The sequence below is a fragment of the Rhodothermales bacterium genome (genome assembly GCA_034439735.1).
In the GTDB taxonomy this organism is placed as follows: domain Bacteria; phylum Bacteroidota; class Rhodothermia; order Rhodothermales; family JAHQVL01; genus JAWKNW01.
Genome location: JAWXAX010000071.1, coordinates 1 through 14,395, shown reverse-complemented (window position 1 = coordinate 14,395; position 14,395 = coordinate 1). Strand labels below are relative to the sequence as shown.

Annotated in this window: 13 protein-coding genes; 10 read left to right on the top strand and 3 right to left on the bottom strand. The window is 62.6% G+C overall.

Features of this window, described 5'->3' with window-relative positions; genetic code table 11:
• Positions 1-652: 652 nt before the first annotated feature.
• Positions 653-1,210, bottom strand: coding sequence for a hypothetical protein (locus tag SH809_05320; GenBank protein MDZ4699108.1), 558 nt, complete (start codon positions 1,208-1,210; stop codon positions 653-655).
• Between the two features lie 382 nt (positions 1,211-1,592).
• Between SH809_05320 and SH809_05315 the strand changes: the two genes are divergently transcribed.
• From SH809_05315 to SH809_05305, 3 genes are all read left to right on the top strand, one after another.
• The gene (locus tag SH809_05315) at positions 1,593-3,008 is read left to right on the top strand and encodes a TIGR01777 family oxidoreductase (protein MDZ4699107.1); all 1,416 of its coding nucleotides are present in this window, start codon (positions 1,593-1,595) and stop codon (positions 3,006-3,008) included.
• Positions 3,005-3,439 (top strand): hypothetical protein, encoded by a 435-nt coding sequence (locus tag SH809_05310; protein ID MDZ4699106.1) that lies wholly within the window; start codon positions 3,005-3,007, stop codon positions 3,437-3,439. The genes SH809_05315 and SH809_05310 overlap by 4 nt, the downstream gene beginning before the upstream one ends.
• An 88-nt stretch (positions 3,440-3,527) precedes the next feature.
• A complete protein-coding gene (locus SH809_05305) occupies positions 3,528-3,809 on the top strand; it encodes a DUF427 domain-containing protein (GenBank protein MDZ4699105.1) in 282 nt (93 codons plus the stop codon).
• Positions 3,810-4,068: 259 nt separating this feature from the next.
• On the opposite strand, the gene SH809_05300 is transcribed toward SH809_05305, so the two are convergent.
• Positions 4,069-4,470, bottom strand: a complete 402-nt coding sequence (locus SH809_05300) for a hypothetical protein (GenBank protein MDZ4699104.1) — start codon at positions 4,468-4,470, stop codon at positions 4,069-4,071.
• A gap of 456 nt (positions 4,471-4,926) precedes the next feature.
• On the opposite strand from SH809_05300, the gene SH809_05295 reads away from it, so the two are divergent.
• The gene (locus tag SH809_05295) at positions 4,927-6,792 is read left to right on the top strand and encodes a heavy metal translocating P-type ATPase (protein MDZ4699103.1); all 1,866 of its coding nucleotides are present in this window, start codon (positions 4,927-4,929) and stop codon (positions 6,790-6,792) included.
• Positions 6,793-7,174: 382 nt separating this feature from the next.
• Here the strand turns inward: SH809_05295 and SH809_05290 are convergent, their stop codons facing one another.
• Positions 7,175-8,233, bottom strand: a complete 1,059-nt coding sequence (locus SH809_05290; GenBank protein MDZ4699102.1) for a hypothetical protein — start codon at positions 8,231-8,233, stop codon at positions 7,175-7,177.
• A 654-nt stretch (positions 8,234-8,887) separates the two neighbouring features.
• Between SH809_05290 and SH809_05285 the strand changes: the two genes are divergently transcribed.
• From SH809_05285 to SH809_05260, 6 genes are all read left to right on the top strand, one after another.
• Positions 8,888-10,444, top strand: coding sequence for a sulfatase (locus SH809_05285; protein MDZ4699101.1), 1,557 nt, complete (start codon positions 8,888-8,890; stop codon positions 10,442-10,444).
• A gap of 4 nt (positions 10,445-10,448) precedes the next feature.
• Positions 10,449-11,504, top strand: coding sequence for a phosphotransferase (locus SH809_05280; protein MDZ4699100.1), 1,056 nt, complete (start codon positions 10,449-10,451; stop codon positions 11,502-11,504).
• A gap of 43 nt (positions 11,505-11,547) precedes the next feature.
• Entirely contained in the window at positions 11,548-12,834 is a 1,287-nt protein-coding gene (locus SH809_05275) for an aminotransferase class III-fold pyridoxal phosphate-dependent enzyme (GenBank protein ID MDZ4699099.1), read from the top strand.
• 72 nt (positions 12,835-12,906) lie between these two features.
• The gene (locus SH809_05270; GenBank protein MDZ4699098.1) at positions 12,907-13,137 is read left to right on the top strand and encodes an AbrB/MazE/SpoVT family DNA-binding domain-containing protein; all 231 of its coding nucleotides are present in this window, start codon (positions 12,907-12,909) and stop codon (positions 13,135-13,137) included.
• An 11-nt stretch (positions 13,138-13,148) separates the two neighbouring features.
• Positions 13,149-13,568, top strand: a complete 420-nt coding sequence (locus SH809_05265; GenBank protein ID MDZ4699097.1) for a type II toxin-antitoxin system death-on-curing family toxin — start codon at positions 13,149-13,151, stop codon at positions 13,566-13,568.
• A gap of 4 nt (positions 13,569-13,572) precedes the next feature.
• On the top strand, positions 13,573-14,295 hold the full coding sequence (locus SH809_05260) for a DUF547 domain-containing protein (GenBank protein ID MDZ4699096.1): 723 nt from the start codon (positions 13,573-13,575) through the stop codon (positions 14,293-14,295).
• Positions 14,296-14,395 lie beyond the last annotated feature (100 nt).

Below are 14,395 nucleotides of genomic sequence, written 5' to 3'. Positions count from 1 at the left end.
CGGTGGATCGTTTGAGTCGACCTCCTGCGATCTGTGGTTCGCTGGAAGCAGACAAAAGGGAGGAATTCCGCCTACAGGCCTGTACCCAAGAAGGACACAGCGCCCAGCATGATGCGTAATAAATCGTGACCACGAATCTTCTCCTGAATAATGAATAGCCCATGGAAGTCCACGGCCCGGCTCTGGAATATACACAGAACCCGACAGGGATCGAAAACGGGAACGGCCAGGGCGCATCGGCGATAGGGCCAATCACCCGATCAGGAGAGCTTCATACCCGAAGAACTATCGTGCGAAGCATCGATAGAGTGGTAAGAGACTCCGTGCCACCGGTGGGATATGCCGGGAAAGACGTAGCTACGGTAACCGGCAAAACAAACGAGGCGGTTTCGATAAAAGCCGGCGCGGGTACATGTTTATTCGCCGCGCAAGAGGCGCGCTGTCCATCGAGGGGACGTGATAATAACATAATATCTACACAGGGACCGCAGTCGTAATGTAACGCCCCAGCTGATTAAGTAGTTTTCCTCGAATTGTGTACCTAAATCCACCACACCAACAAAGAACCCCATGGAAGAGCATAACCGACACGCCTTCCGAGCCAGCGACGGATACTCCGCACACTCAACCTGTCAGACAATTAGCACCCGCCCTACTCCTCCGGCGGCAGCTCCAGACGCGTCAGAAATACTTCGGCGATGAGTTCGGCGACGAGCGCGTGGGGGAGGTAACGCATTTCGTAGTGGTTGGCGGAGCAGTCCCGCGCCAGTTGATGCGCCTCGCGGATCGTGGGGTCGAAGGTGCCAAACACCCAGCGGGTGGGATAGACGGCGCTTTCGATCGTGCCGATCGGGACGATACCCAGCATGCCGAGCTTCCGCCACTGCATCTCGGAAAAGCGGTCGACAATGCGGCGGACGAACTGGATGAGTTCGAGGCGATCGGTCTGGACGGTCTTGTAGCCATGCATGTCCGCGGCCGTGGCATAGATCTGCTCCTTGTCCAGCGCGGGGTTCAGCGCCAGGATACGCCACACCGGCTGCGTCGAGCCGAGCGCGTGCAGCGCCCGGCGTTTGCGATACGCCGCGGCGACATCGCCGTTGTTGATCAGATTGCGGGAAACAAGGTCTTCACATACTTTGTCGTGTACATCGGGCGGGAACGAACGAAGGCGAACGGGGCGATTCGAGGGGTTTTTATCAGGTGTCATGCGTACATGCTTCGGCTCGCGGCAGCGAGGCCCGGCGCCGCCCGGTGGGATGGGTGGACGGCTAACACGAGCACGGGCGGATGGGAAGCCCGCTGCCTGTGGATGAAATCGTGGGCGAGAGTCCCGGGGTGGGGAGACGCCTTTCCGTGGTGGGTAGGGTGGGGTTCGAATGGGTAACTGAATCAATTCAAAGCCCGTGCCACCCGGCCGGCTCCGCACCACCCCAGGCCTCTACGACCTGATTTCGCCCTCCAAAACGGCTTGCTAACTATCAGGTTGAGATCCCACTCGGCGCTGGGTCCCATATCGAGAGCCGAGGGCCAGGGCCGTCCACACCGCGACTTCCTACCTTGATCCTTAAACCCTAAACATTTCCCCCCCAATGCCCAACCGCACCTACACCAGCTCGATGCCTGTCTCCGCCGAGGCGCTTTTTGCCTGGCATGAACGTCCGGGCGCCTTCGAGCGCCTGGTGCCGCCGTGGGCGCCGGTGACGCTGGCCTCGTTCGAAGGCATCCGCGACGGTCAACGCGCGGTGCTGCTGCTCGGGAAGCCGCCGGCCCGGATTCGCTGGGTGGCCGAACATGCCGACTACGTCGCCGGCCGGCAATTCCGCGATATCCAGCGCTCGGGACCGTTTCACCGCTGGGATCACACCCATCACATGGAGCCCATCGACGACAACTCGAGCCGGCTCGTGGATGCGCTCCGCTACGAGCTGCCCCTGGGCCGGCTCGGCGACCGGATCGGCGGCGGCCTCATCCGCCGCCAGCTCGACAGCCAGTTCACCTACCGCCATGCGACGACACGGACCGACCTACGCGTCCACCAGGCGATCAACCCCACCGGCCGCTCCCTCCGCATCGCCATCACGGGCGCATCGGGCATGGTCGGCCGGCTGCTGACGGCATTCCTCACTACGGGCGGGCATCAGGTACTCCGCCTGGTGCGGGGCCGTAGCGCCGCGCCGGACGCGGTTTTCTGGGACCCGGATACGGGCGAGATCGACGCCGGCAAGCTCGAAGGGCTGGACGCGGTCGTCCACCTGGCCGGTGAGTCCATCGTGGCCCTGCGGTGGACCGCCGCAAAACGGGCGCGCATCGAGCAGAGCCGCATCCGTGGGACGCACCTCCTCGCCGACACCCTCGCACGGCTCAAGGCTCCGCCAACCGCGTTCCTCTCGGCCTCGGGCATCGCCATCTACGGCGACCGGGGAGACGAAGCGCTCGACGAACGGACCCCGACCGCCGACGCTACCTTCCTCGCGCGCGTCTGTGCAAGCTGGGAGGGCGCTACCGCGCCGGCGACCGCCGCCGGCATTCGAACTGTCCTTCTCCGCATCGGCGTCGTGCTCACCCCCCGCGGGGGCGCCCTCGCCCAGCTCGTCCGGCCCTTCGCCTTGGGCGCTGGCGTGCAGGTCGGGCGTTCGGCCGACTTCATGAGTTGGATCGCGCCGGACGACCTGGTGTACGCCATCGGCCATCTGGTGATGAACAGCGCGCTGTCAGGAGCGGTGAACCTCGTCGGCCCCCGCCCCGTCGCCCAGCGCGACTTCACGACGACGCTCGGGCGGGTGCTGCGGCGCCCCGTCGCGGGCCGCATCCCGCCGGCCCTCACCCTGTCCGTTCTGGGCCAGATGGCGGACGAGACCTTATTTAAAAGCCTGCGCCTCGCGCCGGCACGCCTGATCGACGACGGATTTATCTTCCAGTACCCGGATCTTGAATCAGCGCTGCGGCATCAACTCGGCCGCTTCGTACCCCAACAGATCCCACTTTCGCCGGCGTCGCCCTCATGACTATCGATCTTCTGCTCGTCAACGCCTTCGTCACCTGGTTCATGCTGGGTGTCATCCTCGTCATCCAGATCGTCCATTATCCGCTCTTTAGCCGGGTCGGTCGCGAGGGTTTTGCCGCCTACCAGCGCGCCCACGAACGCGCCATCACGTGGGTCGTCTTCCCACCGATGGCCGTCGAACTGGCGACCGCGATTGCGCTTGTCGCACGGCCGCCGGCCGGCGTGCCGGCCCAGCTCCTCTGGGTCGGCCTGGGGCTCGTCGGCGTCATCTGGGCCTCCACGGCCTTCCTCCAGGTGCCGCAACACACCCGCCTCGAAGCCGGCTTCTCCGCCGACGCCCACCGCAAACTCGTTCGCACCAATTGGATCCGCACGGCCGCCTGGACCCTCCGCGCCGGCCTGCTCGCCTACGCGCTCGCCGCCGGCCGGTGAAACGCATCGCCCGAAACGACGTTAGCACCGAAATCCCACATATCCCACTGTTTACATTCTGCCATCACGATCCCCAGGCGTACCTCAGATGAAAGCTATCTGGAAAAACACCGTCGTCGCCGAAAGCGACGCGACCATCGTCATAGAAGGCAACCACTACTTCCCGCCGGACGCGATCCACTCGGAATACTTCCGCCTCAACCCGATGAAAACCTTCTGCCCGTGGAAAGGCTCGGCGAGTTACTACAACCTCGTCGTCGAAGGCCAGACCAACGAGGCCGCCGCCTGGTACTACCCAGCCCCCAAAGACGCCGCCGCCGAAATCACGGACTACGTGGCGTTCTGGAAAGGGGTGGAAGTGATTGGTTGACAGGTTGGCAAGTTGCAGGTTACAGGTTGGCAAGTTGCAGGTTACAGGTTCTCAACCTGCCAACCTGCGATCCTTCGAGCCCGTCGGCCCCGCCGCCGTCGGTGAAGTCGATCCAATCGCGAGCGCCACGGAGGTCGGGTACCAGCGGCCGTTGCTCATCGGCTGGACTTTGGTCCAGGTGTTGGTCGTAAAATCAAAGAACTCGTCGTGGACACCGTATCGCGCCCGCCGTTGACGAGCACGCGTCCATCTTCCAGCATCACCTGGCCGGCGCAGAACATGTCGTGTGAGGTGTGCGGCACCAGCTGGAACGTCCCCGAAACGGGATGCCAGGCCGCGGCAAAGGTGTATTCGGGTCCGGAGGGGAAGGCATCCTCCTCATTCGACGCCAGGTCAGCACCCGGCCGTCGGGTAGATTGGCGGCGGTGACGGGGATGTGCGGCCACTCCAGCACGGGTCCCCACTGGCCCAGAGTGCACATTTCGCCGGCCGAGGCCACCCGCAGCGCGCTCAGGTTGACCTCAAAAGGGGGATAGGCCTGCGCCTTTTGCGCCCAGTACGCGTCGTCCGCCGCGTGTTCGGCGGAGGTCCCCTGGGCCAGCACAGCGGCCGGAGCGAAACAAACGATGACCAGAAACCAGGCAGCGAACTGCTGACGCAAGCAAAAAGGCCTGTACGAATGCCCTATTCGTTACCCTGAACAGCAAGGGCCCCGGATCTGCGGACCAATCCCGGGACCAGACTAGAATGCAACAGCGAATAGCGTGGACAGAGTAGCCGGCCGAGGAGGTGCAGGGACGTGGGACAATGGCCGGCGGGTAGCACTTCACGCTCGGCGTACGCTAGAAACTTCTCACGGAACCGTGAATCCACTTATGGGTGCGCCGCTGGGTGAGATCTGGCGCACTCCTGGTCCTCATGAAGCGCCATCTCCCTTATCGGGACGGAGTTTCAAGTCGGAAGCCTATCTTAACCAGACATTCTGGCGCTCCGGAACACTCGGGGAAGTGACGTCGGACACCATCGGCTTCCGCTGCGCCCGATAAACGATCAAATGGGACAACCGATCAAAACGCGAAGACTGGAGATAGGCCTCACGGCGCTGGCTTTTTTGTCCATGATGGCCGGTCTCATCGCTCACTGGCAAGACGCATCACCCGCGCTCGCGACCTCGTTATACGCCATATCGTATACATCGGGTGGATATATGGGCCTCCGTAGCGCCCTGTCGGCCCTGCGTGAGTGGCGGATCGACATCGATCTGCTGATGGTGCTCGCCGCCATCGGCGCGGCGCTCGTCGACGCCCCGTTCGAAGGGGCCATGCTGCTTTTCCTCTTTTCCCTCTCGAACACGCTTCAGCATTTTGCAATCGATCGGAGCCGAAACGCCATTCGAGAGCTGATGAAGCTCAACCCCCAGCAGGCGCGCGTGTCCCGGAACGGCGTATGGGTCCAGGCGCCGGCCGGCGAGATCCAGGTGGGCGAACTCGTCCAGGTGCGGCCGGGCGACCTCGTGCCGTTGGATGGCGAGGTGGTTGCCGGCGCCAGCAAGGTAGACCAGGCCTCACTCACGGGCGAATCCGTCCCGATACCCAAAAAGCCCGGCGACACGGTCTTCGGCGGGACGCTCAACGAAAACGGCTCGCTGGAAATCCGCGTCACGCGCCGGGCGGCGGAGTCGACCATCGCGAAGCTCATCCAACTCGTGGAAGTCGCCCAGGGCGAAAAGGCGCAGACCCAGCGCTTCATCGACACGGCCGAGCAGTATTATGCGATGGCGGTGATCGTGTTCACGGGGCTTGCCATCGCGTTCCCGCTCCTGGTGCTCGGCGAGGCGTTCGATCCCGCCTTTTATCGCGCCATGACGCTCATGGTGGCCGCATCCCCTTGCGCCCTCGTCATCAGCACGCCGGCGACAATCCTCTCAGCGATCGGCAACGCCGCCCGGCGCGGCATCCTGTTTAAAGGCGGCGTCTACGTCGAACGCGGGGCGGACATCCGGGCGATTGCGTTCGACAAGACGGGAACGCTTACGATCGGCCGGCGCACGGTGACCGACATCGTCCTCCTCCCGACGGCAAACGGGTCCTGGGCCGGCGATGAAAATGCGCTCCTGGCCCTCGCCGCCTCGCTCCAGTCGGGGTCCGAACACTCGCTCGCCCAGGCAACCGTGGGCGCCGCGAACGACCGGGAGATCCCCATCGCCATACCACAGCACTTTGAGGCCGTGGCCGGCATGGGAGTCCGTGGGCGCGTGGACGGGCACACCGTGCGTATCGGCAACGCTCGTTTTTTCGAAGAGGCCGGCCCATCGACCGCGGCCATTGAGGCGCTCCACCGGCTGGAAGCCGAGGGAAAAACGAGCGTCTTCGTCGGCATCGGTGCCGGCCACGGAGCGGAACACATCGCGGGCGTCCTCGCCTTTGCCGACGCCCTGCGCCCGGAGGCGCCGGCGGCCATCCTGGCGCTGAAACGGCTGGGCATCCAGCACATCGCCATGATCACCGGCGACAACCAGGCGGTCGCCGAGGCCATCGGCAAGGAAGCGGGGGTGGATGCCGTGTATGCCGGCCGGCTGCCGGCTGAAAAGATGGCGGTGTTGGACGAACTCCAGCGCACCTACGGGGCCGTCGCCATGGTGGGCGACGGCGTCAACGACGCGCCGGCGCTCGCAAAGGCGTCGATGGGCATCGCCATGGGCGCTATTGGCAGCGATGTCGCCCTGGAGACGGCCGACGTCGTCCTCATGGGCGACGACCTCACCCTCTTACCCTATATGGTCGAACTGAGCCGCAAGGCGCGGCAGACGCTCTACGTCAACCTCGGCTTTGCCCTCTTCATGATCGTCGTGATGATCGTGTCGATCCTCACCGTCAACCTCCCCCTCCCCCTCGCCGTCATAGGCCACGAAGGCAGCACCGTGCTGGTGTCGTTGAATGGATTGCGGCTGCTGGCGTTTAAGGGTTCAAGGTTCGAGGTTTAATACTTTGGACATTTTTTGGAGCTTAACCGTGCCTGACGGCCAGGCCCCTCCTCGATCCGAGGAGGGGCAAATCCCGTCGGAGCGAAGCGTTGACGGGATGGGGAGGAGCGAAGCGATACCGGGCAGATGCGTCAAACGACGCCCCGCCGTCTCTACCTGAATTTTCGCAAACTCGGCTCTCAGGTCGAATTGCAAAAAAATGACCTGCGTTGACGCCGGGCTTTACTCCTCCCCGTTCTGACTTCGATAAATCGACGTCAGAACTCGCCCCTCCTCGATCCGAGGAGGGGCCTGATCACCAGGAATGGCCCAGATGTGCGATAGCAGTCCACAGTATTAAAGGTTCGAAGTTTAAGGTTCAATGAATAGGCCCTTAAACCCCTTAAATCCTTTCAAGCTTGATCGGGTAGGTTTTCTCCGCGTTCCACTGGCACACGTAGATGTTCTCGTCGTCGTCCACGCAGACGTCGTGGCAGTGGAAGAAGATCGGGAGATCCTGCACCATGAGTTGCAGTTCGCCGTTGCGGTAGACCGGCGGGGTGCCGCCGGGGTTCGAGACCACCCGGTCGTCCTTGTCGAGAATGGTGACGAAGCCCGAACGATCCGTCTGGTTCAGGTACTTCAGGCGAGACCAGCAGACGCCGGCGTACAGGTGGTCGCCGGAGATGACCGGCCGGCACACAAACGCGCCCGGAAGGAAGATCGTCGAGAGATACGTCCCGTCCAGCGTGAACCGCTTAAACGCATTGTGGACGCGCGAAGTAATGAGCAACGTCGGGCCCTCCGGGCTCCGTGTATCCACGCACACGCCGTGCGCCGTCTGGAACTGATCGGCCCCATCCCCCTTGCCCCCGAACTTGCGGATGAACTCGCCCGTCATCGAATACTGGAGGATGTACTGCGACCCGTACCCGTCCGCCACGTAGATGTCGCCGTTCGGCCCGATCGCCGTCTCCGTCGGCAGGAACGGGTCGTTTTCCGCGTACTGTCCAATGGTCTTTGGATGCTCGATCCGCAGCAGCACCTGCCCGTCGAGCGTGGTCTTCACGACCAACCCGAGGCCGGGGTCGCAGATAAAGAGGAATTCCTCCCCGCCGGCTTCCCACAACGTCAGCCCGTGCCCGCCCGGATACTCAGTACCCCAGCTTTCCAGCAGCTTGCCGGACTTATCGTACACCAGGATGTTGTTCTTCGCCTCGTCCGTCACCATGATGAGGCGCTTCTTCGAATCCATCACCATCTCGTGGCAGTTCTTGACGGGCGTCGCGCCAGGATCCAGATTCCCCCACGTCTTGTGTACCCGGTACTTGAACTCCCCATGACCGATCACCTCGCCGTCAAGCGAAGAGCGAACAATGATGTTCGGGGCGACGAGGGCCGTGCCGGCGAGTGCGGCAGCCTGCTGAACAAACGAACGGCGATTCATGGACGATGGCTTCATGGCGATGGCTATATGGTGACGCAGGCCTCCTTGAAAGCGATTTTCTACGGAGGGCCGATGTAAAATATCGTTCCTGCAACCTCCGCGCAAAACCTCCGTTCATTTAGATGATTCTCTAAGTATCTAAACCTGAACATAACCATGCGCGTGCTGCTGCTCACCGTTATCATGGGACTCACTATTATCACCGCAACCGCCCAACCCGGGCTGGCGGATTACCTCACGCGGCGGGGCATCGCGGTGCAGCGCTACGATGACCGGGGCGTCGGCGGGTCGACGCCGGCGTGATCGGTAGAACGGCCGCGTTTAACCGGGGAATCTATGATCTTGTACTCGCGGAAAGCGACCCTCCCGGCCGAGTACAGCCAGATCGAAGAAACCAGGGCGCCCAGCGCCCTCGAAACCATCGAGGCCTGGATCCGGCAGACGACAGCCCGATAACGCCGCCGGCCCCGACGCGGAAGACCGGACGCGGTGGGGCCGGCGGACGAGCATGCATTTTGGGTCGTGGGTGGGGTTATAGTCCCGTTTAGGTCTCGTTAGCAACTCATGGGAGTGTTGGTGACATACCGAGGAATCGTTGTATGTTACCCCCATTCTCACCCCCGGCAGGATTCAATCCGGGACGCATCCCCCTGACCACCCTATCCGATCATGCACCGTTTTCTCCCAGGCTTCGCTCGGCCGGTTGTGCTGGTGGTAGCCGCATGGCTGGCCGGCGCATGTTCGCAACAGGCCCCGGCTCCTCCGAACATCGTCTTTATTTTTTCCGACGATCACAGCACAAAGGCTATCGGCGCGTACGGATCCGTCATCAACGAAACGCCGCAAATCGACCGCCTTGCGCGTGAAGGCATGGTGTTCAAGCATTGTTTCGTGACCAACGCGATCTGCGCGCCGAGCCGGGCGACTATCCTGACCGGGACCTATAACCACATTAACGGACAGATCACGAACAACGAGTCGTTCGACGGCGACCAGACCACCTTTCCCAGGCTGTTGCGGCAGGCCGGCTACCAGACGGCACTCGTCGGGAAATGGCATCTCCAGAGCACCCCCACCGGCTTCGACTTCTGGCGAGCCCTCATCGACCAGGGGACCTATTACAATCCGCTCATCGGCGCCCCGGACGATACGTCGCGCGTGGAGGGATACACAACCGATATCATCACCGATATCGCGCTGGACTGGCTCCAAACGAAGCGGGATCCCGCCAGGCCGTTTATGTTGATGTATCAGCACAAAGCGCCGCATCGGGCGTGGGACCCCGGCCCCGATCATCTCACGCTCTACGACGACGTCACCATCCCCGAGCCGGCGACCCTTTTCGACGACTACGCCGGCCGCACCCGCTCGGCGCGCGAGCAGCACATGATGATCGCCAGCAACTTGCGTGCGCTGGACCTCAAGATCATCCCTCCATCCAACCTTACCGCGGAACAGCTTGCGGCCTGGAATGCGGCCTATGAGCCCAAAAACGAGGCGCTCCGGGCCCATCCGCTCACGGGCGACTCCCTCACGCGCTGGAAATACCAGCGCTATATCAAGGACTACCTGAGGGCCGTGGCGTCGGTGGATGACAACATTGGACGCTTACTGGAGTATCTCGATGAAACGGGGCTCGCCGATAATACCATCGTCATCTACAGTTCCGACCAGGGGTGGTTTCTGGGCGAACACGGGTGGTATGACAAGCGCTGGATGTACGAGGAGTCCCTTCGTACCCCGCTGATCGTCCGTTGGCCGCGTCATATCGCGCCGGGAAGCGTGAACGAGGATTTTGTATCCAACCTCGACTTCGGCCCCACCTTTCTCGAATTGGCCGGCGTCGCGCCGCCCGCCACGATGCAGGGCCGCAGCCTGAAACCGATCCTCCAGGGCGACACGCCGGCTGACTGGCGTACCAGCCATTATTACCACTACTACGAATATCCCGACGCCCATTGCGTCCAGCGGCACTATGGCGTCCGCACGGACCGACACAAACTGATCTATTTCTACCTCCTGGATGAATGGGAGCTATTCGACCTGGAAACCGACCCGGATGAGCTGCGGAGTGTCTACGACGACCCGGACTACGCCGGCGTCGTTGCCGACATGAAGGCGGAGTTGGAGCGGTTGCGCCGGCAGTACAACGTCCCTGAAGATACCCGGCCCAGTGGCGATTGCGACTACGACACGGAAAACTGGCAAGGATTCGAGTCGCCCTGAACACATGCGCCCTTCGTTCTCGCCCGACGCGATCGAGCCGCTCATTCGCTCGGTTTTCGGACTTGCGGCGTCGCAGCGCGCCCTGCCCAGTTATAGCGACCTCAACACGGCCCTCGAAATAGACGGGGAGACGGCCTGGGTGTTAAAGATCGCGAATAGCGATGAATCCGAGGCCATCCTGGATTTCCAGCAGCGCGCTCTACTCCACCTCGCCGCGGCGGATCCCGCACTGAGGGTCCCGAAGATTTGCCCTACCGTGGAAGGACATCCTCGCACAGTTGTCGTAGGCGACGGCGGCGAACGACATCACGCGTGGATCGTGACTTACCTGGAAGGTCGATTTCTGGCGGATCTGCCCGAACATCCGCCGGCGCTGCTCCGGGACGTCGGCCGGTACTTCGGCCGGCTCGACCGGGCACTGAGCGGGTACGGGCATGAAGCCATGCAGCGCACCCTGCGCTGGGACCTCCGGCAGGCGGGTCTGGCGTTTCCCTGTCTGCCGGCGATTACCGACCCCGCGCGTCGCCGTTTCGCGGAGGACATCCTCGACCGATTCGCGAACCAGACATCGACGGCGCTGGATCGATTACGGATGCAGGTGATCCATAACGACGCCAACGACCACAACGTGCTGGTGCCTGCCGCCGGCGCCACGATACGTGTAAGCGGGGTCATCGATTTTGGAGATCTGATCTGGACGGCGCTGGTCTGCGAGCCGGCGATCGCCGCGACGTACGCACTGCTGGGGAAATCGGAGCCGGTAGATGCCGCGCTCCACGTTTTCGAGGGATTCAACGCCGTTTTCCCGTTGACGGAAGAGGAGCTCGCGCTGGCCTTCGAATTGATCTTGCTGCGACTGGCGATGAGCGTGTGCTACTCGGCGCGCGAGCGCGCCCGGGCGCCGGACAACGCCTACCTGGCCGTCAGTGAAGCGCCGGCGTGGGAGGCGCTGCAGCGCTTGACCCGGCTGGATCGGGCGGCGGTGCACGCGCGATTTGTTGCGATCCGTCAAGACCCGAAGGGTTTCGAAAACCCTTCGGGTCTGACGCCGACCTCCTGATTTCGATTCCCGGGCGCCACCGATTTCATTTTCGAGATCCCTTATGCACACCAACCACTCCTACAACGACCTGCTGGCCCTGCGCCGGCGTCACCTAGGCCCCTCGCTCAGCCTCTCCTACCGGGAGCCGCTCAAGATCGTCCGCGGCCGCGGGCAATACCTGTACGACGAGGCGGGCCGCGCCTACCTCGATGGCGTGAACAATGTCTGCCACGTCGGCCACAGCCACCCCCGCGTCGTAAGCGCCATCGCGGAGCAGGCCGGCCGGCTCAACACGAACACGCGCTACCTGCACGACGGGCTCGTCGAATACGCCCGCCGGCTCACCGCCACCTTCCCAGAGCCACTCAGCGTCTGCTATTTCGTTTGCTCCGGTACCGAGGCGAACGAGCTGGCGCTCCGTCTGGCGAGAACCTACACGGGCCGGCAGGATGTCATCGCGCTCGACCACGCCTACCACGGCAACTCCGCCGCGACGATCGACATCAGCCCCTACAAGTTCAACAGCCGCGGCGGTCGCGGCGCCCCCCCGTGGGTCCACATCGCCCCCGCGCCCGACCCCTACCGGGGCCTCTATCGAGACACATCGACCGACCTCGGCGCGCGCTACGCCGGCCCTGTCGCCGCGCTCGCCGCGGCCCATCCGCCGGCCGCGTTTATCGCCGAGTCCATCCTGAGCTGCGGCGGCCAGATCGTCCTGCCCGATGGATTCCTGGCGGCCGCCTATGCCGCCGTCCGCGCCGCCGGCGGCGTCTGCATCGCCGACGAAGTGCAGGTCGGCTTCGGCCGCGTCGGCTCCCACTTCTGGGCGTTCGAAACCCAGGGCGTCGTGCCAGACATCGTCACCATGGGCAAACCGATCGGCAACGGGCACCCGATGGGGGCGGTGGTGACCACGCCGGCCATCGCGGATGCCTTTAACAATGGCATGGAGTACTTCAATACCTTCGGCGGCAACCCGGTGTCGTGCGCGGCCGGCCTCGCGGTGCTGGATGTGATCGAGGCAGAAGGCCTCCAACAACACGCCCTGGAAACCGGCGCCTACTTCCTCGACGAACTCCGCGCCCTAAAGGATCGCCACCCCGCCATCGGCGACGTGCGCGGCCTCGGGCTGTTTATCGGGGTCGAGTTCGTGGCAGACCGAGTCACCCGGACGCCGGACCCCGCCACGGCTTCCGCGGCCGTCGAAGCCCTGAAACAGGAGGGTATCCTGCTCAGCACGGACGGACCGGACCATAATGTCATCAAAATCAAGCCGCCCCTGCCGTTCGATCGGGGGAACGTCCATTCGATTTCGAGCGCTTTAAGCCAATTTCTGTCAGCCCGGTAATCTTTGGAGAACTTCCTGCGATACAAGCGTTATAACAATTGTTCTACCTTTACATGCTAAACGACCACGACCATGAACGCCGAGAAAATCAAAATCCGCCGCATCGGTAATTCTCTGGGTATAATCCTGCCTCAAACCGCCCTTTCCGCCTTAAATCTCGGCGAAGGCGATGAACTATTCCTTTCCGAATCATCCATGGGTTACACCCTTACCCCCTACGATCCCAAATTCGCGGAAGCGCTCGAAGACGCCCGTGAGTTCATGAAAACACACCGCAACGCCTTTAAGGAGTTAGCGAAATAAACTACCAAGATATGGCCACCCCCGACCCCATCTGGCTCAGCAAGGAACTGGTAATGGCGCTACAGGAAGAGTCACTAGCGCGCTTTGGTGGGCTAGCAGGCGTTCGAGATATGACCCTTCTCGAAAGTGCGCTTGCCAAACCGCAACACGTCTTTGCATACGACGAACACGCTACGATATTCACCCTTGCGGCATCGTATTGCTACGGGATTATCAAAAATCATGCGTTTCTGGATGGGAACAAGCGAGCCGGATTGCTGGCGACGCGCGCATTCCTGTTTCTAAACGGCTATGCTTTTGTCCCCCCTGAAGTCGAAGCGGTGACGATGATTGAGCAAACAGCCGCCGGAGTGTACGATGAGGCTGCACTGGCATCCTGGATCGAAGCTTGCTCCAGCCAACGGACATCGCCACCACGAACTGAATCCTGATATCATGCGTCTGCACGTATTCCTCTCTTTCATTTCGCTCCTTGTAACCCACCCCATTTTGGCCCAAACGGCTTCTCAAGAGCCGTTTTACGATTCCGTCGATGCCCTTCTCGGGAAACACGTCCGCGCCGGCCGCGTCGATTACGCCGCCATCAAAAAGGAGCCGGCGGCCCTGGATGCCCTGCTGAAGTCCATCGCCGAAACGGACCGCGCCGCCCTCGCGCCGGCCGACGACAAGGCGTTTCTGGTCAATGCGTACAATATTCTGGTCATCAAGACCGTGGTCGACCGCCTCCCCCTCGCCTCGCCGCTCGACGACGCCGGCTTTTTTAACGAGGCCGCCTACCCGGTCGCCGGCGCGACCCTCACGCTGGACAACCTCGAGAAAAAGACGCTCTACGTCGCCTACCCGGACGCCCGCCTCCACTTCGCCCTCGTCTGCGCCGCCCGAGGCTGCCCGGAACTGATCCCCGAGGCCTACCGTGGCGCCACACTCGACGAACAGCTTGACCGCCAGACGCGCCACGCCATGACCAGCCCCCAACTGGTGCGTTACGACGCCGGCGCCAGAACCGCCCGGCTCTCTGAACTCTTCACCTGGTACGTGTCGGATTTCACCCGGAACCATCCCTCCGTCCTCGCCTTCATCAATGCCTACCGCGCCACGCCGATCCCTGAAAGCACGACGGTGACGACGTTGTCGTATGACTGGACGCTGAATGATTAGCGAGTAGCGATTAGCCAATAGCGATTTGCGATGGGATGTCGGAGTTGGCGCAGAGTGGTGTTTTTAAAACCAGGCCTGTCATCGCGAACAGACGCAGCGG